Genomic DNA, 24,286 nt, shown 5'->3' on the forward strand with positions numbered 1-24,286 from the left:
GGTTTCGACCTCCACATTGGTGTCGGAATACTATCTTATCTCTTTGAAATCTTTCCTACTTCGCTTAAGCACTTCTCAATCTCCAAGTCCAGCTTCGTACTAGATTCTTGCTGATTTACTGCCCCACCTTCTACTAAAGGATGAACTTTATTGGTATTATCAATGGGAACAATTGTGCTACTTGCAAAATTAGTTTCTTCCAGCGGAAATACTGAATTAATCGAGTTATTCTCTGTTCCAGCTTCCAGAGAAAAGCTAATGAATAAGAGAAACAAGTAAATCCGAAGCAATAATTTCATTTTGATTTTTTTACCAAGACGGAGCTCTTGCTTAATTCGCTACAGCAACACTGAAAATTTATTGGAATCTTCTTCAAAAAATTTCTAATGCTCCTGTTTGCAGTTAAAACTGATAAAAGTCAGTCCCAATAGTGAGGATTGGCATGTAGGGGCGAGACGGATGAGACTAGTTTTACTTTTTCAAACAATTGAAAACTTCTCCATAGAAATATGACTCTACAGCCCCTCTCACACTCGTTTCACATCCCGGTAATGGGACTTGGCTATACCGTAGACACTCCAATTAAAGTTGCAAAATACGGTATATCCAGCGTAATCTCTATTATGGATGACCATCTGCTTGAGGAATTGAGGAGAATTTATTCAAAGAAATTTGTACGTGAGTACATTCCCATTGGAGCCAACGAAGAAGATTACAGGGCGAGAAGAATTACCGCATACCTAGATCTCACTCAGGAAATTGTAAATGAACAACATGACCGCTTAATCAATGAAGATTGGGAAACGAACACCGAGTTTCAAAAGTACCTGGATCTTTTGCCTGAGGATAACTATTTAATTGAATTGAGACAAAAGATTCAATGCGGTTCTGAATCTGAAAAAGCCAAACTCATGGAAGAGGTAAAATCACTTATGGCTATGGGATCAATCGATGTAAACATCATGACCAAGGTCGATAAAATCAATTATTCTACTTCAGGTGAGGAATTGCCTAGGGAATATTCAGATGCTTTATCTGCTTTGAGAGGTTTCGCTAAGAGTAAGGTAAAGGGGTCAGTGGTTTTCTCAGCGGGGATGAATCCAGCACTTTATGGCTATGCCGAGAAATTTTCACAATTCTATCCAAATGAGATAGGAGAAATTCCCAAAGGAATCATTTTAAAAGTAAGTGATTTTCGTTCAGCATTGATCCAGGGAAAATTCCTAGCCAAAAAAGGACTTTGGATTTCAGAATTCAGAATAGAATCCGGATTGAACTGTGGCGGTCATGCATTTGCTACGGATGGATTTCTGATAGGGCCAATTTTGGAAGAATTCAAGAATAGAAGAAGCGAGCTCTTTAATACGCTATATGAGACTTGCCAAAAATCTCTGGAAAACCGACAATTGAATAAACTTTCAGAAAGCCCCAATTTTAAAATAAGCTATCAAGGTGGAATAGGAACTGCAAATGAAGACAGTTTCTTAAGAAAAAATTATGGACTCGACGGCACTGGTTGGGGAAGCCCATTTCTCCTTGTTCCCGAGGCGACTTCCGTCGATGATGATACATTAGAAAGGCTGCTTAACGCCAAAAAATCTGACTTTTACCTCAGTCATGCCTCACCGCTTGGAGTACCTTTCAATAATTTGCGAACTTCTTCAGGCGAAATACAGCGAATCTCAAGAATAGAAAAAAATCGTCCTGGAAGTCCATGTTATAAAAGGTTTCTTTCCAACAATACCGAGTTCACAGAAAAACCGATTTGTACTGCTTCAAGACAATATCAGATACTCAAAACAAGACAATTTGCTGCAGGAGAAATAGAGGAAGAGGAATTAGCAAAGGTGGTAGCAAAAGACTGCCTGTGTGAAGGGCTAAGTGCTCCGGCTATTTTGGCAGCAGGAGAGACACCACGTAGAAATCTTACTGCAGTCACTATTTGTCCTGGGCCTAATCTAGCTTACTTCAAAGGCACATTCTCACTCAAAGAAATGGTTGATCATATATATGGAAAATTGTCACTGAAGGTGGATCCTGAAAGGCCGCACATTTTTGTAAAAGAACTACAGCTTTATGTGACCTATTTGAAAAATGAATTGGAATCAAAGATCACTGACAAAGTAGTATTTAAGGAAGCTTCTTTCGAGAACTTTAGAAAAAACCTGATTGAAGGCATAGATTATTATCAGCAAATGATCAATTCTGTTCAGTTGGATTCTGTAGATCTTATGGGAAAAATGAAAGCTCAGTTCAGTCAACTCCAGAAAGAGATCAAAAACTTAACCTTTACACAACAAGTGGAGCTGATAGCATGAGATTATTGTTCCAAAACTTGCTTCTCAGATATTAGAATCTCTCTCAAATCAGCATAACTCACTTCCTGCACTGCAATGCCCTGATCGATAGCCAAGGCTGCCGCAGCAGCTGCTGATTGCCCCAAAATCATAAACACAGGCTCCATTCTGATCGAGCCGAAAGCAGTATGCGAACTCGATACACATACAGGCACTAGTAGATTTGTGCATTCTTCCTTCTTAGGTAAAAGCGTACCAAGGGAAATTGAATAAGGATTTTCAGGATGAACGCCTATATCGCCTTCATTCTGTACAAATCCATCTGCAGTCACAAAGCGCTGGGTATTATGGGAATCCAAGGAATAAGATCCCATGCCAACTGGCTCTGGAACTTCTTTGGCTCCAAGCACATCATGCTCAGTCATCACATATGCACCAATCATCCGACGTGCTTCACGCACATAGATTTGATGTGGCCAATTACCATTATCGGTAAACTCATCCTTGGCCAAACCCCAATGGGCCATTTCTTCCCGAACATTCTCTGGAACCTCAGGACTAGTGGAGAGGTAATAAAGCCAGCCCTTTTCGTAGTCCTCATGATCTTTGAGAATTGCTTCTCTCTCTTCATAACTCGCTTCTGGGTATGAATAGTTTTTACCTATATAATCCGTAGAAAAAGGTCCGTGATTATTAGTGTCGGTTTTTAGATTTGGAATCGGATCAAATTTCTGAAAAGTCTCATCCCAACCTGCCGCATATACTCTAGCCATCAATTCATACCGAGCTGGATCGTAATTGTCTGGTTTTGGAAAAGGAACTTTGTTCTCAGGATGACGGCTCATCGCCAATCTATAAGTATATGCCTGCAACTTGTTATCCGCTTCTCCATTCTCTCCAGGAGGTTCAGCTGATATCTCGGGCAGCAATCCACTGGAAGGATCTTCAGGTATTTTATATGGACTAATATCCTTTTGGAAATAATGACCATGTTGATAAACGCCAACTTGCACTCCATTCCATTTTTCCCCATAGGTTGCATTTGACTCCCGTCCTACATGGTAGCTCACACCAGCAGCAGCCATCAAATCGCCTTCATAGGTGGCGTCAATAAATACTTTACCACTATAGGTTTTTCCTGAAAGAGTCTTAATTTGAGTGATTTGCCCATCTTTCTTGATAACTCCAGACGCTCTGTCCAGCCATTCATTTCGGTGAATTTCTAAGTTATTTTCTGAAACAAAATCTTCGAAGACCTGTTCTGCCACATGAGGCTCAAAAATCCACATAGTTCTATTCTCACCATCCATTGCCGGAGTACCTTGTCCTTTATTTCCATACTCTTCCTTTTTCTGCCACTTCCAAGCCGAATCCGTCTGATAATGTAAATACACTCTGTGGTAGAACTCACGAGCCAATCCTCCAATCACAGACTTATTTCCTGTATCAGTATACCCCAATCCCCCTGAGGATAGTCCGCCCAAATGCGTATCAGGAGAAACAACAATGACTGATTTGCCCATTTTTTTTGCCTGAACAGCAGCAGTAATTGCAGCTGATGTACCTCCGTAAATGATCAGGTCAGCTTCATAATCAGAAATACTTTTTGGTTGGCTGGAAAATAATAGGCCAAGGATAAAAATGCTCGATAAAAATTTCATGGTGAATGACTTATCTTGGGAAATTGAAATTGAATTTTCAAAATAAGTGATTTTCACCAAGAGTTCTAATTCAAACTATGTCAATCCATGCTATACCTGGAGTCAATTGAATTATTGCAAAAGGTATTTCTTTGGTGTAAAATCATAATCCATCAATTTCATATCTTCCAAAATACTAACCTTACCGGATTAAGATCCTTAGAGAAAAGACCGTTTTCCTTTCCTCTCGGGATACCGATCGGTTATCAGAATTAGAGAGATTTCAATTTGTAATGGAAAGAAATAGTTGAATTCCTAAATGTGATCATAGAGGTGAATTTTAAAACTTACCAAATTTTGACAGCTTAATTTTCTGACAGCGTAAGTTTGTAAAGTATAATCCCATCGTCTTCGGTTTCCGATAATCCCGCAATTTTAGACACTACAATTTCTCCCTCTTTATTCACCAACATCGGACGATTACTTGAAGAAGGGAATGGGATATCTGATGCTAATTGATTAAACTCTTTATCGAAAATCGCAGCATAATAAGGATCTAATTTTTGAACGGCCAGTCGATAGGCACTTCCATCAGCGGTTCGCTCAGGAGCTTTCCCTTCAGGAATTCCTTTTGTATAGACAGCAATGTAATAATCCTTTGAAACAAGAATCTCTACAAAATTCCCAGCCTTTTGGTTGCTATTCTGCTGATAGAATTCTCCTGGGTCCTCAGAAGAACTTGGAATATAAGTAACCCAGTCAGGAATAGAAATATCCACAGTTTTCTCATATTCAAATCCATCATCTCCATTTCTATAGACATAGATTTTTGGCTCGATCCAATTACTTAACAACAACAAATCTTGTGTCTGAGTATAAATAGGAAATAGCATACCATGCATTTGACCATCTAGTATAGAGGAAGTTGCCGGGAGTGTAACTGTATTAATAGTATCTCTTGTAGCGAGATTTTGTCCTTCTAGAACCGGAGATCTATAAAGTGCTTGGTAAAACTCACCTTCTCCTGGGGACAAATTAGAAGAGCTAGACATCGGCTTAGGATAATATATTTTTCCTTCATAATTAAACACACCCAACTTGGGATAAAAAGTATAAGGTTGAATTGCATACGGAAAAGTTATCTCCCCTACTTTTTTGGCACCCTGAAACCGCATGTACTTTCCCCTTTCAGATAAAACAGTTACATCCCCTTCAAAATACCCAAACCCAAGAACAGATGCGACCGCATCAATGCCATCAGGAGTCAATTCATTTTGACTTACTATTTCTCCGGAATCATTAACTTCTAAGTATTCATAAAATTCATCTGTGGCAAGCAAATATTTATCTTCTTTGCTATCATACCCCATTAGCATCATTTCCCCCAGAAAATCTACCTGAAGCGAGTCTGTTATTTCAAAAGAGAAATTGATAGGTTTATTCACTTCCTCGGTATTACCTCCACAGGAGAACAAGATGAAAGCTAAAAAGCCAATTGCCACATGATTTTTAAAAAACTTCATTTAAAAGAATAGAAATACTTTTAATACATATCAACTAAAAACCAATGTAATCATTTTGAAATAACTTCAGAAAGTCGCTATTCAACTTCCAATCTCAACTTGTATAGTACAATCCCATCATCTTCTGTCTCGGACATTCCCGCGATTTTAGACACCACCAGCTCGCCATCCTTGTTAACCACATTTGGAAAATTACTCGAAGCGGGAAATTGAATATCAGTAGCTAGTTGTTTAAAATCCTGATCAAGTATGGCTGCGTAAAATGGATTTGCTTTCCTTCTGCTAAGAGCACGCGTATTGGAATCATTTACATCAATTGGCATTTTTTCCTCTGGAATTCCTTTGGAGTAAATCACCACAAAAAAATCATCAACCTTCAATATATCCGAAACTACTCCAACTTGCTTGGATAACATTCCATTATAAAATTGGGCAGAATTATCTTTTTCGACAGGGTCATAACTCACCCAATCCGGAATATCCACTTCAATAGTTTTGAGGTACTCGTAGCCAACGCCATTTTTTTGATAGACATAAATCTCCGGACGAAATTTCATAGTTAGTAATATCACATCATCAAACTTGGAATAACTAGGTAAACTATTCCATCTACCCGCCCGTCCAAAAATGCCGAACTCTCCGGAAGTCTCAATGCAGCCATAGTATCTGCCTTAGTTGTATCCAAGGATTCTATAATTGGCAACTCGTACAATGCCTCATAGAATCCCCAATTGTTCATAGACATATCCATAGACGAAGGCCAAGGTTTTTGAAAATAGATCCTATCTCCTTCTGAAAAAATCCCAAGTTTATCATAAAAAACCACAGTTCGATAAGGGTAAGGAATAGCTATTTCATCCACTTTAGTGGTATTCTGAAACAAGTAATATCCATCTGTGGGAGTCAATACTGCTACTTTACTATCGAGGTAACCTAGTCCTGAAACATAAGAAACAGCATTCAGCCCGTCTGAGCTTAATTCATTTTTGTTGACGATTTCTCCAGAGCCTGACACCTCTAAATAAATTCTATTGGCGTTATCCAAAATCAGATATTTATCTTGTTGCTCATCATAATCGATCAAACGCATATCTCCCAAATAATCCACCTGAATAGAATCGGTTAGTTGAAAAGAGAAGGTGCTTGAAGTATTATCTGCCTGCTTTTTTTCACCACAGGAACAAACACTAAGCGTCAAGATTGAACCTATAATTTGACCAAAGAATAATCTCATATCGTAACTATTCAACTTTCAATCTCAACTTGTAAAGTACAATCCCATCATCTTCTGTCTCGGACATTCCCGCGATTTTAGAGACAACAAGCTCACCATCCTTATTAACTACATTTGGATCATTACTACTTATTGGAAAAGGAACATTGGTTGCCAATTGATTAAAGTCTTTATCAAAAATGGCGGCGTAGTTTGGATTCCTTTTACGGGCAGCCAAACCATCTTTGGTAGGTGGGCCAAGTTCATTCATTTCCTCTTCGGTAAGACCCTTATTGTAAACAGCGATATAATAGTCACCAGAAATCAAAATATTTGTCAATATACCAGTTCGCTTTTTCCCATTTTCCACAAAAAACTGCTCGGCTTTATCTACAGGAACTGGAGTATATGGCACCCAATCCGGAATATCCACTTCCACCGTCCTATCATATTCAAACTGATCTCCCTTTTTATTATAAACATAAAATCTTGGCTCAAACCACATACTCATCAGTAGCTTATCCTGATCTAAAGTGTAAACTGGAATAGGAAAGCCATGAACCTGGTCACCTAGCAAATCAGAGGTCTCGGGTAATCTTAGGACCCCAAGTGTATCTCCTGTGGTTTTATCCTGAGACTCAATTATAGGAAGTCGATACAATTCTTGATAAAATTCACCTTCTCCCATATTTATAGCCAGTGTCTCAGGCCAAGGTTTAGGATAATAGATCTTATTTCCGGACTCAAACACACCCAGTTTTGGATACATCATAAACACCTGATATGAATATGGAATAGTGATTTCACCAATCTTGGAAGAATCCTGAAACCTATAATAACCGTTTGGCGGATTGAACACGGTCACATCACCATTGTAATAACCAAGGCCTAATGCTTGCTCCACTGCATCTACCCCATCTTGGCTAAACTTATTATGGTTAAGGATTTTTCCTTCAGCATTTACTTCGAGGTATTCATAATAAGCATCGGTAGCAAGCAGATATTTATCAGCTTTAGGATCGTAATCAAGCAACATCATTTCACCTAAGTAATCAACCTGCATAGAATCTATGATTTCCAGAGAAAAAGATTTCTCAGAGATGCTACGATCTGATTTTTGGTCGCAGGAAAAAAAGCTAAACAGTAATAAAACAAGCACTAATCGGGAGAAAATAATTTTCATAGGAAATAGTTAAGCGTAGAAAAGTAGTAAGCCAAGTATATGATTTACTTATTCATTTCTAAAAAACTAAATCTGTCAGCAACCACCAACTAAATAAGATTTTTTAACTATTTCTACCCAGTAATGATTTCATGTACCCTCTCTTGCAGCTCAGGTACTACTTTAGTTTCAAACCATGGATTTCTTCGTTGCCACATGCGGTTTCGCGGAGATGGATGGACTAACGGAAAAAAATCAGGTAGATATTTCTCATAAGCCATTACTCTCTGAGTAAGCGTATTTTTTCGCATTGACCCTAAATAATATTTCTGTGCATATTGCCCAATTAAAAGGGTCAGCTGAACCTGCGGCATTTCGGCTCTCATCCTTTCATGCCAAGTTGGAGCACATTCTGGCCTTGGTGGCATATCTCCACCTTTCCCTCTCCCCGGATAGCAAAAACCCATCGGCATAATCCCGAAAATTTCCGGATTATAGAAAAGCTCCCGATCCACTCCCATCCATCTCCTGAGCTCCTCACCACTTAGATCATTCCATGGAATACCCGTCGCATGAACTTTCGTTCCAGGGGCTTGACCAATAATCAGAACCTTACTTTTAGGATGAATGGAAAAAACTGGCCTAGGCCCAAGTGGCAAACATTCTTCACAAAGTCTACACGATTGAGCCTCAGTTATTAAAGAGTTAAATCTATCCATCAATCAACATTTACATCAGTTTGCTACACTTCCTGAACGGAAAAAAGAAGGAAAATATCCAGAAATTGATTTTTATACTGATTTTATAGTAAATTAATAGGCTACTGACCTGAACTACAAATAATTAATCTATAACAAACACCTGTTAATTAAAGTTAAATCCATCTGACCGCAATAGCTCGTATGTGGTAAAACATCTTTCAACCAATCCTCCATAATGCCATGAAAAATACTTACTTCCTCTTTGCCCTACTTATTTTTATTTGTGTAGGATGCTTTTCATCCAAAGATTATGTAACTGACTACGACTATAATTATCAAGCCTCTTTTAAGAAGTATAAGACTTTTGCATTTGTAGTACCTACCGAAAAAGATACGAGTATGATAACCCCGGTTTTAAGTGCAACAATAGGTGCTAGGCTGGGTTCACAAGGTTTTAGAGAACAAGAAACTAAGCCAGACTTATTGGTTAGCTACAAAATTTTCATGGATTCAATTCGATATAGAGGGTATGTGCAACCTGAATTTGATTATTACTTACAACGAGTGAGCAATGTACCTGAAAAAGAGGATGGAGAATTAGACAAGGAACAAGAAAAAGATGAAACTTATAATCACGTAAGATACAGTCAAAATCAAGGCATGTTGGTAATCTATGTAATCGACAGCAAAAGAGGCAATACTATTTGGCAGGGGTATACTGCTGCAAATTTCAATTCTAGTGATCCTAACTTCCAATCTGACATTACAAGGGCTGCCTATAGAGTTATGAATGAATTCAAAGTTTTGAACAATAAATTAGAATAAAAATAGATTGCCTCTGAGTAAGCTAATGATCATTCTGTGTAGTCATTCCACAGTTTTTTGAAGTTGTCCCGTAGTAAATGCGGGACATTTTTTTTTGTAACAATATAGCTTTATTCACTTAAAAAGAGCATTTCAGCTGCTTTTAAGGCATTACACTATGGTTTTTTACTTAGTGGCAATTGCTTTGAAATAGTAATTTGAAATACAAAGAAATCAACTATGAAAAAATCACTAATTGTTACAGGACTTTTGAGCGCCACAGTGATGGTGTCATGTGTTTCTAAAAAAAAATACACCGAATTAGAAGGCAATCTTTTTAGAACCCAAACCGAACTAGCCACAACTGAGCAGGAAAAAGCTGAGTTGGAAGAGAAAATGCAAATCATTGAAAACAGAGTTGCGGAGTATAATAGCAGAATCAATTCGCTACGTGATACCAATGATGCATTAACCATGCAAAACGAAGGCATGTATAGCTTAGAAGGAGCTACTATGATGTCCAAAAACTCCAAAGAGAAAATGAAGCAAACTTTAGCCAATGTAGATCAAGCTAAATTAGCTCAAGCGCAAACTCTGGAGGATTCGGTTAATCTCGCAGTGGAATACAACCTAAAAAAGAATATTACTGAAACTACAGTAGATGGTGAGGAAGATGACGTAAATATCAGCATTGACCAAACTGTTGTGATGATTTCAGTATCTGACAAGTTGTTATTCAATACGGGTAGCTACAGAATCAATTCAAAGGCTGATCCACTTTTAGCTAAACTTGCGGAGGTTATCAATGCGGAGCCAAGCTTACAAGTGATGATTGAAGGACATACAGATCCAAGAACAATTTCTACTGGAGTGGTAGAAGATAACTGGGATCTATCTGTGAAGAGAGCAACAAGTATTGTTAGAAAACTTCAGGAAAGCTATAATGTGGCTCCAGAAAAAATGATTGCTGCGGGAAGAGCGAGTTATATGCCAATTGTGGAAAATAACTCTCCAGAAAACATGGCCATCAATAGAAGAACAAGAATCGTATTAATTCCAGACTTGGATATGTTCTTTGCGATGCTTTAATATTAAAACAAAAACTACTTTAACCACCAAAACCGAAAAGCAAGCTTTAGAGCTTGCTTTTTTTTTAATTACTCACGCGCCAGTAGCACAAAGAATTTTTATGCGAGTTGCAAAATGCTTTCTTGTTGCTCCCGAGACAGTATCTTCTTTAGATCTTAATTTTTTATGACATCATTCTTTGATGTAAGATCTACTCCAATACCTCTAATGTACCTAATGCATGTTGCATCAATACTTCCTGAAAAAACAAGGTATAAATAGCTTGAGCTTGATCAGCTTGAGCGCTTACCAATTGTTGGTTGGCAGTTGCCAAGTCGACGAAATTGGAAATGCCGAGGCGAAAACGCTCTGAAATTGCATTTTGAGCCTCCACAGCTGCCAATACCTGAACTCCGGTATTTCCCTCTTTTTTTACGGCCGCCAAATAGTTTAGGTATGCAAGCTTCACATCCTGATAAATTTTTCTATCTATAGACTCCTTTTGCAATATCTGGTTTTTATATGCTACCCTGCTTCTGCTAACATCAAGTCTGTTTTGAAAATTATTAAAGATTGGAATATTAAGACTAAGCCCTAATGTGTTTTGAGGGTAAACTTTCAATAGCTGATCACGAAGATTTCGCTCATCCAAGGAAGTAAAGAAAGTATTGTAATTATAGAATGCTCCAATTCTTGGATAGTACATCGCTTTAACTGCCTGCATATCCTTTTTAAAGGACATCACCAAAAGTTCCTGCTGTGCTCCATCTGCCCGATTGGCCCGAGCTATATCATATAATTCCTGCATATCCATACCTTCATACCCCAGCCCTTCGGTTCTAGGATTGACAGATTCCAGAACAGGTACTACTCCGGGTTCCAATTGCAAATACTCAGATAAATCCCAAACGTCATTTTGGTATTGCAACTCTGCATCAACCAACACGGATTCCAATCGGGCAACTTCTGATTGCTGATTGTATTTATCCGAAAGTGTTCGCAATCCTGCATCTACAAAGCCATCTATTTGACGCAATGTTTCCTTTTGGTTTTCCAGATTCTCCTTGGATATGGCTATCAACTCCTCATCCAAAAGTACCTGCAAATACATTCTGGCAACATCAAACATCACCTGCTGTGAAGCTCTATCCAACCCTTTTTCTCCAGCTTCATAAGCTAACTTTGAAGATTGCGTATCCAAAATTCGTCTGCCAGAATTGAAAATCGGCATATTCATATTCAAGCCTGCGTTCACCACTTCATTCTTGACATTCGTCACCACAATCTCCCCTTCAATTTGCTGAAATTGCTGCCCCGACTGCTGGGAAAACGAACTACTGATATTCGCATTTGGCAAATGCGAAAGAAGGGAGGACTGCTTTTGTAGCTTCAAAACCTCCATATTATTCGACTGGGTCTGATAGTCAACATTAGCGGCCAATGCCAAATCCACTGCTTGACGGAAGTTGATCTTCAGCGTATCCTGAGCCTGGGCCCCTCCTCCAATGATAGCTACAACAAGTAGCGTTATATACTTTTTATACATGAACAATCGCTTCATCTTTTTCTATTTTACCATCTAGCATATCGATCAATCGAGTGCCATAATCTGCATTTTCTCTGGCATGTGTGGCCTGAATAATCGTAGTTCCTTCCCGGTGCAATTCCTGAAATACTTCCATAATTTCTTTCGCTTGACCAGAATGCAGATTCCCCGTAGGCTCATCAGCTAGTAACACGCGGGGCTTGCCAGCCACTGCTCTTGCAATACCTACTAACTGCTGCTGACCTCCGGAAAGTTGGGCAGGAAAAAGATCTTTTTTCGCAACCATATTGAAGCGGTCAAGAAGATTGGCAATGATACTTTTTCGTTCGTTTGAAGAGACCCCTCTGTAAAGAAGCGGAGTTTCTATGTTTTCATAGACTGTCAATTCATCAATTAGATGATAAGCTTGAAATATGTATCCAAACTCACTTTTGTGTAGCGCTGAGCGCTCACGCTCTTTCATTTTAGCCAGATTCCTATCACCAAACCAATATTCTCCTTCATAGTCTTCATCCAACAATCCCAGGATATTCAGAAGCGTTGATTTACCCGCACCACTAGGTCCCATGATGGTGACAAACTCCCCTTCGTTAATGGTAAGGGTAATTCCTTTGAGTAAAAAAATCCGCTGAAAACGCGATTCTATAAACTTGTCTAAATTCTTAAGTTGTATCATTTTTAATTGAAATATTTCATGTTGGAAAATAGGAAAATCGCCTATTCCTCATTTTAAACTCTATTCACTCTTTAAAGTCTTGGCAGGATTTATTCTAAATACCTTCCAACTTCTATATCCTATTGTCAATCCTGCTAATAATAACACAAGCAAAATTGCAGAAATATATGGCCACGGGGAGAATGAAACCCGATTTGCAAAGGATTGAAGCCAAGTATCAGAAAACCAAAGTCCAAATCCTATTGCTAGGACAGAAGCCACTGCCAGTAATTTGAAGAAATCAGAGGCTAGAACAGAAACAACGTCTTTTTGTGTAGCTCCCAACACTTTCCGGATGCTGATTTCCCGCGTTCTTCTAAGTGCCACATAAGAAACTAATCCAAATAAACCCATGCAGGCGATCAATACAGCTATTCCAGAAAATAATGTGAACACCACTCCAACCCGCTCTTCAGAACGGTAAAGCTGCGCATATTCCTGATCCACAAATCGGTAATTAAACGGTCGCTCCGGCACAAACTTTTTCCATATTTCTTCCAAAGAAGCAAGGGTAGCAGAAGGGTTTCCCGAAGGAATTTTCACCAGCATGACATTCGCATTTCCCTGATCTTTAAATATTCCAAGCGGACCGATTTTCTCATGCATGGAATTGAAATAAAAGTCTCCAACTACCGCTTTAATTGTAGCGTCAGAAAAACCGAAATTCACTGTCTTTCCGATTGCTTCCTCAGGTGTCCATCCCATTTCTTTGATAGCTGATTCGTTTAAAATGATTGGAACCAAAGCTTCGCTATCATTAGCATCTGCTCTGGTCAAATCATTTTCGTTAAGATCAGTGCCAGCGAGGATTGCTAGGTTAAGTGTTTTCACAATATCTTCATCCGTAGAATATCCGGTGATCATAAACTCACGCTGATTATCTCCTCCCGGAAAGATTTTATACCCTGCTTTGATATGCACAGGCATATCGCCTGCCAAAGCAATGGAACTTGCCGCACCACTTCTCAGCATTTCAGACTTCATTGTCTCAGCTACATTGCGCATACTGTAGTGATAAGTAAGTGCTACTACTTGCTCACGATCGTATCCCAGACTAACATTCTGCATGTAATCAAGTTGGGTTTTCACAATAAAAGTAGCTGTCAAGAGTCCTATGGAAACAAAGAATTGAAAAACCACCAAGGACTTTCTTACCCAAGCTCCCCCACCAATCTTTGTTTTATTTGCTAAGGCTTTGATCGGTTCCATACCTGACAAAATTAGAGATGGATACATTCCTGCCATTACGCCTACTATTACAACCAACCCTATCACAAATCCTATCCCCATAGGACTCATCAAAGAAGTGGTATCTAGTGGCACTCCTCCAATCTGCGAGAATTTGGGCAAAATCAAATACAGACACAGAATACTTAGTACTGTTGCAGCAAACGTGAGCAACATGGATTCTGAAACAAATTGACCAAATAGCTGACCTCTACCTGCACCCATTGCTTTGCGAAGCCCCACTTCTTTATTACGCTCGGTAGCTTCTGCTGTCGCCAGATTCACATAATTGATAATACCAATTGCGATAAGGAGCAAAGCCACTATCCCGAAAATATATAAGTAGCGAATATCCGTTCCCGGCTTGATGCTGCTGAGAGACTGATCTCCCAGATGAATATTACTTACAGGCTGCAAGTGAAAGGATGTTTTATAACCAAACTCAGCTAGATCTTTACCAAGGTATTTTTCCTTGATTTGCTCAACTTTAGCTGTAAAAGCCTCCACGTCTGTTCCCGGTATAAGCTTCACATATGTATAGTAGTTGCTTGGGGACCATTCTGGGTTCTTGCCATGCCTGTGGGATTTGAAAGAAGCCAAAAAGTCAAATTCCATGTGACTATTGCTTGGAAAATCTTCCATCACTCCAGAAACATTGTAATCAGTTCCTTCTACCTTTAAGACCTTGCCTGTAGCAGATCCTGAATTACCGAAAAGGCGCTCAGCAGTGCTTTTGGTAAGTACAATTTGGTTTGGCTCCGCCAAAACTTGCTCAGGATTACCAGATAACAACTCAAAATCAAAGACCTTGAAATAATTCTCATCCGCGTATGCGAAGGCTTGTTCTTCCTGATTACCCTGACCCGCATCTATCAAAACTGTGGAGAAAATGCTAATATCAAAAACCAAGGTTCCAGTCTCCACCTCCGGTACTTCCTCGATCAGTGTAGGAATCAGACTGGACGGTGTTGAAGAAACAAGTTGACTCTCGCCTTGAGATATGAATTCCTGATTGAATTTATAGATCCTTTCGTAGTCAGCGTACATTTTGTCGTAGCTCCACTCGTGCTGGATATATAGGCAAATCGCCAAAAAACTTACAATAGCTATCGTAAGCCCTATCAAGTTGATACCAGTATACAACTTGCGCTTGCCCAGGTTACGAAAAGATATTTTCAGATAATTTTTCCACATAAGAATTTGGGAGATTAGATTTACTTGTCCGCCGTAGCGGATTTAAACATTGGAAAATTAGGCTAATCCAATACTGCACTTTAAGTTTAATTGTATTTACAAGAGTCCGTGTGGTTTGATTTACTGAATGCTGTTATTGGTGACTGAATACTGCTCTGCCATTCTTTTCCACTTTTATGCCATAAAAAAATGCCTCTGAATAATCTCCAGAGGCATTTTTATACTTTTGTAAGGTTTACTTTCTCGAACATTTTTGTTCGCCGGCGAACAAAAGGAATGATCAAATTTCAATTCTCAATGCTCAAGTATCAATTCAATAATCAATTTTCGAATCAAATGTGAAAGCAAGCGTCACAGGCGATACGGAAAGTAAATGAAATACTTAAACTCAATCTCCAAGTCCGCTAACCCGCTAGACTAAAATCTCTTAAAACCTTGCTATAACAAAGGATTTTGATAATTATATCTCAATAATTAGCTCTTGAATCTATAATCTAGAGGCTTGGTAGTTTATGCTAGCTCTTAAAACTTTCGATACTTCCCTGTCAGGAATTTATTAGCCTTCTTCTCCGCAAACTTTGCTTTTTTGCTATCCCAGTGAAGGGTTTCATTAGGGAATCTTCCTGCAATCACACCTAGCAAAATGGTTTCTGTCAATCTAGAAGCATAGGAAAAAGGTGCAGAAGTCTGGTCTTTTCCAAGACATGCGTCTACAAACTGATGATAGTGTTTCTTGCTTTCTCCATCGTAATCTTTCACTGGCTTGCCCAGATTAAATGATTCTATATCCATCTCCACATATTTTCCATCTACGATTTTGCGAGGTAACTGCTGAAAATGAGGCAGCAACAATCTTCCCTTTTCTCCCATAAACATCGCACCTTGATCTGGCAGTTCATCTCCGTTTGGCAAAACTAAATCCTCATGCGCTTCAGGAGCTCCTATTCCATCGTACCAAACCCATTTTAAAGTATCCGCAGTATGCTCTGTACCCGGGAATTCGTAAGTCACTATATTATTTGCAGGAAAACCAAATCCTGTAGGCTCCCGGCACTCATTGATAATCGTGCGTGGTACGTCAAGTTTTAGAGCATTGTAAGGGGTATCAAAAATATGTACACCCATATCTCCCAAGGTACCACAACCATAATCCATTATTTTTCTCCAATTGCCTGGGTGATAGAAACCTTCTTTGTACGGTCGCTCAGGAGCTGTGCCCTGCCAAAGATTCCAATCAAGAGTTGCCGGAACTGGATCAGACCCTTCAGGCTCTGGCCCATCGTAACCCCAGTCTTTTGGAGACCAGGCACGGACGGTATGAACCTTGCCGATAATTCCAGATTGGATCAGTAAAGTCGCCAGTTTGTAATCATAGAAAGAGTGAACCTGAATTCCCATTTGAGTTACCAGATTCTTCTTGGTAGCCAGCTCATTCATCGCTCTTGCCTCGCTTACGTGATGAGTCAATGGCTTCTGACAGTAAACCGGTTTATTCATTTCCATAGCCATCATAGATGCTGGTGCATGCGTATGATCAGGAGTGGAAACTACTACCGCATCGATTTGATCTCCCATTTCTTTCAGCAATACTCTATAGTCTGCATAAACTTTAGCATTTGGATGAAGGGCTTTGGCTTTTGCCAGATTAGCACTATCCACATCACATAAAGCTGTCACGTCCACCAAGGCATGAGATGAAATCGCATCCAAATCTGCCATTCCCATACCACCTAGGCCTATGTGAGCGGTTCTTAAACGCTCGCCTGCTTTCAGATTAGCTAAAAATGAAGGGGCAAGTGCAGCAGTGAGTAGACCTAAGCCACTCTTTTTGACAAACTCCCTACGGTCAATACTTTCTATATTTTTACTCATGTTTCAGTGAATTTATTACTGGGTTATGTTATAATTCTTTGATACTGATATTTTTAAATCTGACTACATCTCCATGGCCTAAAAATCCAATATGTCCGGAACTGCGCTGCAACCCCGGATGATCTTTGTGATCCACTGTACCGTTTTTACTTGCTTCCAAATAGTCCCCATCCAAGATAGTCTCACCGTTGAGAATTATTTTAATGTGTGGATGATTTACTATTACCTCTTGGGAATTCCATTCTCCCACCGGCTTCAAAAATCCACGCTTGGCAGGAATCACTCCATAAACTGAACCGTGGTATTGGTACTCCTGCAGTTCCGCAAATTTCTCAGCGGTGTTATCCAAGATCTGCAGTTCCTTGCCCACGTATGCCGCATCACCTTCCAAGGGTGCATGAATTCCCAATCCATTATTCGCACCTGGAGTCAGTTGAAATTCAAAACGAAGTGTGAAGTCACCATATTCCTTTTCGGTAAATAAATTTCCTCCACCAGTTCCTTGCGGATCGATGACAATCATTCCATTTTCTGCCCGATAGGAAGTTTTATTTCCTACCCATCCATCTAGATTTTCACCATTAAAAAGGGACACAAAGTCTTTTCCCGCATTAATTTTTTGGGAATTACATGAAGCTAACCCTAGCGCAAATACAAAAAGTGTAAGAATGAGAACAGAATTAGATTTGGACATGATGAGACATTTTAAACGTTTATTGCATTCATTCTTCAATACTAGATTGCAATTTAAGGTTTCATGACAATTTTGAAGCAAAAAACTTAATTAAAAATTTTAATTACTTGTCTGGTGATTTATTGATTTTTTTGGAAAAGATAGATTGAACTTCCTCTTAGATAGCCGTACATATTACCACTATTGATCGGCTTAAATTATTATAAAAATATTGTTCATAAGATAAGCCAAATCTTGATAATTGAGAATCTATATAAGAATCATAAACTCTGAAGGGGCTCAGAAATGATTAAAACCCGACATGGAAATACCTACTAGGACAACCTTTGTCTCGATCATTTTTATTCTTTTTTCGTATCTAGAACTGCTGGTATATTGAAGTCAAATGGAGAAAAAAGAAGAAGAGAAGTATTTCAAAGGTCGCGGTGCACAGGTCAAGCCAACCAATAAATTCCTTAAATACAGCTATGTCACCGAGCACGTTGAAGGATTGGACGAGCCGTTAGTGGAATCCCCTGAAACTAAAATTTTTTATGAACACTCCAAAACAATAGTAAACAAGGTTGCCAGTCCTGATGTGGGGATGATGTACTCCCTGAATCCCTATCAAGGCTGTGAACATGGATGCAGCTATTGCTATGCCCGAAATACCAATGAATATTATGGGTTTGATGCAGGACTGGACTTCGAAAGCAAACTGATCGCTAAAACCAACGCTGCCCAGTTGCTGGAAAAATTACTATTGGACCCCAAGTGGCAGCCAAATCCCATAAGCCTTTCCGGCAATACAGATTGCTATCAGCCATTGGAACGTAAAATGGAATTGACCAGAAGTATTCTTAAAGTCTTTGCCAAGTATAGGCATCCGGTGGGAATGATTACCAAAAATAGTCTTATTCTAAGAGATATTAATTTGCTAGAAGATTTGGCAAAGGACAACTTGGTGAAAGTTTATATTTCCATCACATCTCTAGACGAGAAGGTAAGACGAGCCATGGAACCAAGAACCGCAAGCGCTACTAAGCGTCTTAAAACTATAGAAGAACTTTCTAAAGTAGGCGTACCTGTTGGAGTGATGTGTGCTCCAATTATTCCTGGATTGACTGACCATGAAGTTCCATCAATACTTAAGTCAGCTGCAGATCATGGTGCACTTTCCGCAGGTATGACCATCGTCCGCTTAAATGGAAGTGTTGGTCCTATTTTCGAAGATTGGGTGAGTAAGAATTTTCCTGATCGTGCTCCTAAAGTATTGAACCAAATCCGATCTGCCCATGGCGGCAATTTGAATGATTCAGAATTTGGAAGACGCATGAAAGGCGAAGGAAAAGTCGCTGAGATTATCAATCAATTGTTTAAAACGGCCAAAAGAAAATATTTTGATGGAAAGTCCATGCCTGAGTATGATTTGAATAAATTCAGACGTGGAGGGAATTTAAACCTGTTTTGATTTTTAGATAGAATTGGTTGATATCCAAAGCTGTAAAGCTTCTCAATAATCACATGATTTCTCCTTACAGATGTCTCGATTAATTCAAAATCAGAGGAGTTTCTAACATCACTGCCCTCCTATTTCGCCAAATAAAATTTTGAATTGCTCTTTTTATCTATCTTTGCAGCTTGCTTTTAACAGTAGCGGCATCAGTCGCCAAACCTATTCACGCCTTGAAACAATACTTCAACTTATTCGATTTCACCCAAAAAGTAGATTACAAAACCGAAGTTCTTTCCGGCCTTACAGTGGCCATGGCCCTGATTCCAGAGGCAGTAGCTTTTGCCTTTATCGCTGGACTTTCCCCATTGACTGGCCTATACGCCGCATTTATGATGGGGTTGGTTACATCAATTCTTGGTGGTCGACCAGGGATGATTTCCGGAGCAACAGGTGCGGTGGCCGTAGTAATCGTTACTCTCGCTGCTTCTCATGGAGTGGAATATGTGTTTGCTGCAGTGGTTTTATCCGGTGTTTTGCAGATTTCAGCAGGAGCTTTGAAACTTGGAAAACTAATGCGCTTGGTGCCACATCCAGTTATTTTTGGATTTGTAAATGGGCTTGCAATCATCATATTCATGTCCCAGCTGGATCAATTTAAAGACCCGGACGGAAATTGGCTTACTGGTAGCTCCATGTACATTTTGGTAGGCTTGGTTCTCTTAACAATGCTTATTATTTGGGGATTACCAAAACTTACTAAAGTAGTCCCATCTTCACTTACAGCGATTCTGGTAGTTTTTGGAGTGGTGAGCTTGCTGAATCTTAACACTAAGACCGTAGGAGATATGGCGAGCATCCAAGGTGGATTTCCCCCCTTTCACCTTCCTTCTGTTCCTTTAAGTTGGGAAACTTTGCAAATCATTTTTCCTTACTCAGCAATCGTAGCTGGCGTAGGATTGATCGAAAGTCTGCTCACCCTAAATATAATTGACGAGATCACTGAAACCCGTGGACGTGGAAACAAGGAAGCCATTGCTCAGGGAATTGCCAATATGCTTTCGGGTGTATTCTCAGGAATGGGCGGCTGTGCGATGATCGGCCAGAGTTTGATCAATATTTCATCCGGTGCCCGAGCAAGACTTTCCGGGATCGTAGCAGCAGTAATGCTTTTGGTTTTTATAATGTTCGGGTCCAGCCTGATCGAGCAAGTACCGATGGCAGCTCTGACCGGATTAATGATTATGGTTTCGATTGGTACTTTCGAATGGGCAAGTCTTCGCACATTCACTAAGATGCCCAAATCAGATGTGTTTCTAATGGTATTGGTTACTCTTATAACTGCTTTCCTGCATAATTTGGCCTTAGCTGTGTTGGTAGGGGTTATCCTCGCTGCTTTGTTTTTCGCCTGGGATAATGCCAAAAGAATCCGTGCTAGAAAGAACATGGATGCAAATGGGGTAAAACATTACGAGATGTTTGGGCCGCTATTCTTTGGATCTATTTCAGCGTTTAATGAGAAGTTTGATATATTAAATGACCCGGAAGAAGTGATCATTGACTTCCGGGAAAGCCGGGTAGTAGATATGTCAGCAATCGAAGCTTTGAACAAGCTAACTGAGCGTTATCACAAGGTCGGTAAAAAAGTACATTTGAAACATCTAAGCCCAGATTGCAGAAGATTGCTTGCAAATGCTGATGAACTCATTGACGTCAATGTCATAGAAGATCCTACCTATAAATTGGCTGTGGATAAGGTTTAAGGATTTTTGTAAATCAGTTAAAACTGCAACTCTCACAAATGCTAAGAGCCAAAAAAGCTCTTCTCAGTTCTTTGCGTATTAAAGTAACCTTCGGAAAGGAAGTCGATTGACTTGATTTCCGAAGGTTTATTTGTTCTACAAATCCTATTTCAAGAACGGATCAAGAATTTGGCAACTTGTTTGGATTAATACAAAACCTGGCATCACTCAATCGCAGAAAACACCATTTGTCGGAATTTCCAAGCAGACTCATCACCAGTTCCTCCCTGAGTTTGCTTCATTAAAATACCAATAGTGTTAGTCACAGGATCCGCGAAATATTGAGTATTAAAATATCCGCCCCAATCAAACGTCCCAAGGCTACCAATTCCTCCCTGAGCAACACCTTTTTCATCCACAAGTCCAAATGCCAATCCGTAGTCTTTTCCTCCATCTCCTAACAAATCACCAACCTGATTGCTCATAATTGCCTGAATGGTCACTGGACTCAAAAATCTTTTACCATTATATGCCCCACCATTTAGATACATCTGAAGAAATTTTGCATAATCCTCTGCTGTCGAAGAAAGTCCTGCTCCTCCCGAAAAGAAAGTCTTTGCTCCGGTTTTAGGATAATCAGGATCATAAAAAGTCACCGGAAATGATTCCCATTTATCATTCACTTTTCTATGTATAGTCACTAGTTTTTTGCCCTGCGACTCATTTAAGTAAAAACCAGTATTTTTCATTCCAATTGGATCAAAAATCCTGGTCTTTAAAAACTGATCAAAGGGCATTCCAGACACTACCTCGATAAAATAGCCTAGTACATCCAATCCTTCACTATAGGTGAATTTTGTTCCTGGATCATGATGAAGAGGTAGCTCTGCTAGCTTTTTAATATTATCGCTGATTTTGACTGGCTCAGTGGTGAACAAATCTACTATGCCAGCTTTATTGTAAATCATCTTCATACGCTCATCCCCATCGATCACGCCATATCCTATACCCGAAGTATGGGTTAGCAAATCTCTGACAGTAATCTCTCTAGATGCAGGGCGGAAAGAATATGTAGTATCATTATAACGATAGGCAGTTAACACTTTAGGATTGGCAAACTCTGGAATGTATTTTGAAATAGGATCATTCAACTGAAACTTTCCCTCCTCCCACAGCATCATTACTGCTGTAGAAGTAATTGCTTTGGATTGGGATGCAATCCTGAAAATCTGATCTTTTGCCATTTTCGTCTCAGAAGGCACATCTGCAAAACCTTTGGCTTCGTGGTAGACTATCTTTCCATCTTTCACTATCAAAGCAACCAGACCAGGAACTTGGTTTTCACTGATCGTTTTGTCAAGCATCTGATCAATTTTGCTCAATCGATCGGAAGAGATCCCTTTTAAAGACTGATTACCTTGGGGTGAAAGTGTAACTGATGGACTTTGAGCAAAAATATTTAAACTCAAAAACAGTAAAAAACTGAAGCTGCTAAAGTAGCCTAGGCTCTTTTTCATAGGTCGTGGGTTTTGATTGAAAAGTAAATTAGGAATTCTCTCCCTAAAATCTATTCTACTTACCAAAGAGATAAAAAAAACAGGCTGATGGAACCATCAGCCTGCATTTCTCTTTTATTCCAATCTATTGATTCACTTCAAAATAATATTCTGTACCATCCTGGAACATTCCCAGCACCACGATATCCTCACCTTCCTTATCTTTCAAAACATCAAGCAGATTGTCCACACCTGAAATTTTAATCCTACCACTTTCTGCGATGATGGAAGTAATGATAAAGCCTGATTTTGCTCCGGCTCTAACCCATTTCTCACCAGCAACATTTGATATTAACGCTCCTCCGGAAATATCTAAAGCACCTTTTAGCTGAGCAGGAACTTCTTCAAAGGTCACACCTTCAAAGTCATAACTTTTCGGGATAACCTTTTCAACAATATCTGTGGTACCAGAGAAATTTTTCAAAGTAGCCTTTGCCTTATAGGTTTCGCCATCCCTTATGTATTCCACTTCAATTTTATCTCCTGGCCGCTTTCTAGCCACCATCTCCTGCAGGTTCGCCACATTATTGGTGACTCTTCCATCAACACTGATAATAATATCGCCAGGCTTCAATCCAGCATCTTCCCCAGCGCTATTTTCATTTACTCCGCCAACGTATACACCTTGTTCCACTGGGAATTCCTTCTCTAAATAATCAGCAAGCTCCGGACTAACATTCTGGATATTTACACCTAGTAAAGCTCTCTGAGCTGTGCCGTACTGCATTAAATCATCCATAACCTTTTTTACCAGCGTACTAGGTACCGCAAATGAATATCCGCTGAATGTACCTGTGCTACTTGCTATCGCTGTATTAATACCTATCAATTCACCTGCAAGATTCACCAATGCACCTCCGGAATTACCTGGATTTACTACTGCATCTGTCTGAAGAAATGCTTCCACGGAAAGTCCGTTTTCCACGTTTTCCAAAATCCTGATATTTCTAGCTTTCGCAGAAATAATCCCGGCAGTAACTGTAGAATTCAAATCAAATGGATTACCCACAGCAAGAACCCACTCTCCTATTTTTGTTTTGTCAGAATCACCAAATCGCACAAATGGTAATCCTTCTGCATCAATTTTCAACAAAGCCAAATCAGTAGTTGGATCGGTGCCCACTACTTTAGCTACATAACGTTTGTTATTGTCAAGAGAAATTTCAAGTCGGCTGGCATTTTCTACTACGTGGTTATTGGTCACAATATATCCGTCGGATGAAATAATCACGCCTGAGCCTGAACTCATCAGTGTTCTACCATGGCCACTTCCGCCACCCTGATCGTCTCTGGGAGGTATCCCAAAATATTCCTGGATCGGATCCCTACGACTTCTGCCACTTCCTGCGTAGGTCATTTGACTTTTCACGTGTACCACGGCTGGTACAACTGCCTCTGCAGATGCTACGAAATTAATACCATCAGGAACAGTGAAATCTTCACCAGATAGTAAGTTCACAAAACTCGCCTGCTGCTTTTCGTCAAAACTTGTGGCATTCTGTGGTTTAATGAGAAAGCTAAGGCCAGCTAAAGCCACTATGCCTCCGATCAAAGAGGCAAGAAGCATTCCCAGAAAGAATTGTCTTTTGCTCATATTTCCTAAGTTTTAGTTTTATTTTAATTAACCTGAGTGATGAATGAATAGGTCCAAATACTGCACCTTAAAAACCGCCTCCACACCCAAATTAACATGAATTAACCGATTTTAGTAGTCTTTATATATTTTACCTTTCCAAACGTGACATTTTGCGTTTGGAGAATGATACTCAGCTAAGTTAGCTGAGACTTTGTCATACTTAACTAACGCCCATACCATCAGTGTTGTTCATTAGAAATTTAGAAAATCAATATTCTTTAGGTTTCTGCTACAAGCATCTTAATTGATTTTTCAATAAATCTG

The 24,286-nt window shown here is 39.5% G+C and carries 19 protein-coding genes; 5 read left to right on the forward strand and 14 right to left on the reverse strand.

Going from position 1 to position 24,286, the window contains the following annotated elements; all coding sequences use genetic code 11:
* Positions 1-35: 35 nt before the first annotated feature.
* Positions 36-299 (reverse strand): hypothetical protein, encoded by a 264-nt coding sequence (locus tag AACZ73_RS11000; protein ID WP_339877792.1) that lies wholly within the window; start codon positions 297-299, stop codon positions 36-38.
* A gap of 210 nt (positions 300-509) precedes the next feature.
* On the opposite strand from AACZ73_RS11000, the gene AACZ73_RS11005 reads away from it, so the two are divergent.
* Positions 510-2,318 carry a hypothetical protein gene (locus AACZ73_RS11005; RefSeq protein WP_339877793.1) on the forward strand — a complete coding sequence of 603 codons (1,809 nt, stop codon included), beginning with the start codon at positions 510-512 and terminating at the stop codon, positions 2,316-2,318.
* A gap of 2 nt (positions 2,319-2,320) precedes the next feature.
* Here AACZ73_RS11005 and AACZ73_RS11010 read toward each other — a convergent pair whose 3' ends face one another.
* The 6 genes from AACZ73_RS11010 to AACZ73_RS11035 all read right to left on the reverse strand — a co-directional run bounded on the left by AACZ73_RS11010 (position 2,321) and on the right by AACZ73_RS11035 (position 8,554).
* Entirely contained in the window at positions 2,321-3,958 is a 1,638-nt protein-coding gene (locus AACZ73_RS11010; protein ID WP_339877794.1) for an FAD-dependent oxidoreductase, read from the reverse strand.
* A gap of 344 nt (positions 3,959-4,302) precedes the next feature.
* Positions 4,303-5,460, reverse strand: coding sequence for a hypothetical protein (locus AACZ73_RS11015; RefSeq protein ID WP_339877795.1), 1,158 nt, complete (start codon positions 5,458-5,460; stop codon positions 4,303-4,305).
* A 77-nt stretch (positions 5,461-5,537) separates the two neighbouring features.
* Entirely contained in the window at positions 5,538-6,017 is a 480-nt protein-coding gene (locus tag AACZ73_RS11020; RefSeq protein WP_339877796.1) for a hypothetical protein, read from the reverse strand.
* An 11-nt stretch (positions 6,018-6,028) separates the two neighbouring features.
* Entirely contained in the window at positions 6,029-6,694 is a 666-nt protein-coding gene (locus AACZ73_RS11025) for a hypothetical protein (RefSeq protein ID WP_339877797.1), read from the reverse strand.
* A 7-nt stretch (positions 6,695-6,701) separates the two neighbouring features.
* Entirely contained in the window at positions 6,702-7,856 is a 1,155-nt protein-coding gene (locus AACZ73_RS11030) for a hypothetical protein (RefSeq protein WP_339877799.1), read from the reverse strand.
* A 113-nt stretch (positions 7,857-7,969) separates the two neighbouring features.
* Entirely contained in the window at positions 7,970-8,554 is a 585-nt protein-coding gene (locus tag AACZ73_RS11035; RefSeq protein ID WP_339877801.1) for a uracil-DNA glycosylase family protein, read from the reverse strand.
* Between the two features lie 222 nt (positions 8,555-8,776).
* On the opposite strand from AACZ73_RS11035, the gene AACZ73_RS11040 reads away from it, so the two are divergent.
* Positions 8,777-9,361: a DUF4136 domain-containing protein gene (locus AACZ73_RS11040; protein WP_339877803.1), complete on the forward strand. Its 585-nt coding sequence runs from the start codon at positions 8,777-8,779 to the stop codon at positions 9,359-9,361.
* A 219-nt stretch (positions 9,362-9,580) separates the two neighbouring features.
* Positions 9,581-10,429, forward strand: a complete 849-nt coding sequence (locus AACZ73_RS11045) for an OmpA family protein (RefSeq protein WP_339877804.1) — start codon at positions 9,581-9,583, stop codon at positions 10,427-10,429.
* 190 nt (positions 10,430-10,619) lie between these two features.
* Here the strand turns inward: AACZ73_RS11045 and AACZ73_RS11050 are convergent, their stop codons facing one another.
* The 5 genes from AACZ73_RS11050 to AACZ73_RS11070 form a co-directional block, all read right to left on the reverse strand.
* The gene (locus tag AACZ73_RS11050; RefSeq protein ID WP_339877805.1) at positions 10,620-11,969 is read right to left on the reverse strand and encodes a TolC family protein; all 1,350 of its coding nucleotides are present in this window, start codon (positions 11,967-11,969) and stop codon (positions 10,620-10,622) included.
* Positions 11,947-12,630 (reverse strand): ABC transporter ATP-binding protein, encoded by a 684-nt coding sequence (locus tag AACZ73_RS11055; RefSeq protein WP_339877807.1) that lies wholly within the window; start codon positions 12,628-12,630, stop codon positions 11,947-11,949. The genes AACZ73_RS11050 and AACZ73_RS11055 overlap by 23 nt, the downstream gene beginning before the upstream one ends.
* Before the next feature lie 60 nt (positions 12,631-12,690).
* Positions 12,691-15,090, reverse strand: a complete 2,400-nt coding sequence (locus AACZ73_RS11060) for an FtsX-like permease family protein (protein ID WP_339877809.1) — start codon at positions 15,088-15,090, stop codon at positions 12,691-12,693.
* Between the two features lie 522 nt (positions 15,091-15,612).
* A complete protein-coding gene (locus tag AACZ73_RS11065; RefSeq protein ID WP_339877811.1) occupies positions 15,613-16,962 on the reverse strand; it encodes a Gfo/Idh/MocA family oxidoreductase in 1,350 nt (449 codons plus the stop codon).
* A gap of 28 nt (positions 16,963-16,990) precedes the next feature.
* Positions 16,991-17,656 (reverse strand): DUF1080 domain-containing protein, encoded by a 666-nt coding sequence (locus AACZ73_RS11070; protein WP_339877813.1) that lies wholly within the window; start codon positions 17,654-17,656, stop codon positions 16,991-16,993.
* 385 nt (positions 17,657-18,041) lie between these two features.
* Between AACZ73_RS11070 and AACZ73_RS11075 the strand changes: the two genes are divergently transcribed.
* The gene (locus AACZ73_RS11075) at positions 18,042-19,106 is read left to right on the forward strand and encodes a PA0069 family radical SAM protein (protein WP_339877814.1); all 1,065 of its coding nucleotides are present in this window, start codon (positions 18,042-18,044) and stop codon (positions 19,104-19,106) included.
* A gap of 215 nt (positions 19,107-19,321) precedes the next feature.
* Complete coding sequence (locus tag AACZ73_RS11080) at positions 19,322-20,851, forward strand: SulP family inorganic anion transporter (RefSeq protein WP_339877815.1); 1,530 nt, start codon at positions 19,322-19,324, stop codon at positions 20,849-20,851.
* Positions 20,852-21,054: 203 nt separating this feature from the next.
* Here the strand turns inward: AACZ73_RS11080 and AACZ73_RS11085 are convergent, their stop codons facing one another.
* Positions 21,055-22,347, reverse strand: a complete 1,293-nt coding sequence (locus AACZ73_RS11085) for a serine hydrolase domain-containing protein (RefSeq protein ID WP_339877817.1) — start codon at positions 22,345-22,347, stop codon at positions 21,055-21,057.
* 124 nt (positions 22,348-22,471) lie between these two features.
* On the reverse strand, positions 22,472-23,980 hold the full coding sequence (locus AACZ73_RS11090) for a trypsin-like peptidase domain-containing protein (protein WP_339877818.1): 1,509 nt from the start codon (positions 23,978-23,980) through the stop codon (positions 22,472-22,474).
* Positions 23,981-24,286 lie beyond the last annotated feature (306 nt).

Source organism: uncultured Algoriphagus sp., from assembly GCF_963974835.1.
In the GTDB taxonomy this organism is placed as follows: Bacteria; Bacteroidota; Bacteroidia; order Cytophagales; family Cyclobacteriaceae; genus Algoriphagus.

Bases quoted from the DNA above. Each gene is read 5' to 3' on its own strand.
- AACZ73_RS11000 (WP_339877792.1), bottom strand. From the start codon at position 299: ATGAAATTATTGCTTCGGATTTACTTGTTTCTCTTATTCATTAGCTTT.
- AACZ73_RS11005 (WP_339877793.1), top strand. From the start codon at position 510: ATGACTCTACAGCCCCTCTCACACTCGTTTCACATCCCGGTAATGGGA.
- AACZ73_RS11010 (WP_339877794.1), bottom strand. From the start codon at position 3,958: ATGAAATTTTTATCGAGCATTTTTATCCTTGGCCTATTATTTTCCAGC.
- AACZ73_RS11015 (WP_339877795.1), bottom strand. From the start codon at position 5,460: ATGAAGTTTTTTAAAAATCATGTGGCAATTGGCTTTTTAGCTTTCATC.
- AACZ73_RS11020 (WP_339877796.1), bottom strand. From the start codon at position 6,017: ATGAAATTTCGTCCGGAGATTTATGTCTATCAAAAAAATGGCGTTGGC.
- AACZ73_RS11025 (WP_339877797.1), bottom strand. From the start codon at position 6,694: ATGAGATTATTCTTTGGTCAAATTATAGGTTCAATCTTGACGCTTAGT.
- AACZ73_RS11030 (WP_339877799.1), bottom strand. From the start codon at position 7,856: ATGAAAATTATTTTCTCCCGATTAGTGCTTGTTTTATTACTGTTTAGC.
- AACZ73_RS11035 (WP_339877801.1), bottom strand. From the start codon at position 8,554: ATGGATAGATTTAACTCTTTAATAACTGAGGCTCAATCGTGTAGACTT.
- AACZ73_RS11040 (WP_339877803.1), top strand. From the start codon at position 8,777: ATGAAAAATACTTACTTCCTCTTTGCCCTACTTATTTTTATTTGTGTA.
- AACZ73_RS11045 (WP_339877804.1), top strand. From the start codon at position 9,581: ATGAAAAAATCACTAATTGTTACAGGACTTTTGAGCGCCACAGTGATG.
- AACZ73_RS11050 (WP_339877805.1), bottom strand. From the start codon at position 11,969: ATGAAGCGATTGTTCATGTATAAAAAGTATATAACGCTACTTGTTGTA.
- AACZ73_RS11055 (WP_339877807.1), bottom strand. From the start codon at position 12,630: ATGATACAACTTAAGAATTTAGACAAGTTTATAGAATCGCGTTTTCAG.
- AACZ73_RS11060 (WP_339877809.1), bottom strand. From the start codon at position 15,090: ATGTGGAAAAATTATCTGAAAATATCTTTTCGTAACCTGGGCAAGCGC.
- AACZ73_RS11065 (WP_339877811.1), bottom strand. From the start codon at position 16,962: ATGAGTAAAAATATAGAAAGTATTGACCGTAGGGAGTTTGTCAAAAAG.
- AACZ73_RS11070 (WP_339877813.1), bottom strand. From the start codon at position 17,656: ATGTCCAAATCTAATTCTGTTCTCATTCTTACACTTTTTGTATTTGCG.
- AACZ73_RS11075 (WP_339877814.1), top strand. From the start codon at position 18,042: ATGGAGAAAAAAGAAGAAGAGAAGTATTTCAAAGGTCGCGGTGCACAG.
- AACZ73_RS11085 (WP_339877817.1), bottom strand. From the start codon at position 22,347: ATGAAAAAGAGCCTAGGCTACTTTAGCAGCTTCAGTTTTTTACTGTTT.
- AACZ73_RS11090 (WP_339877818.1), bottom strand. From the start codon at position 23,980: ATGAGCAAAAGACAATTCTTTCTGGGAATGCTTCTTGCCTCTTTGATC.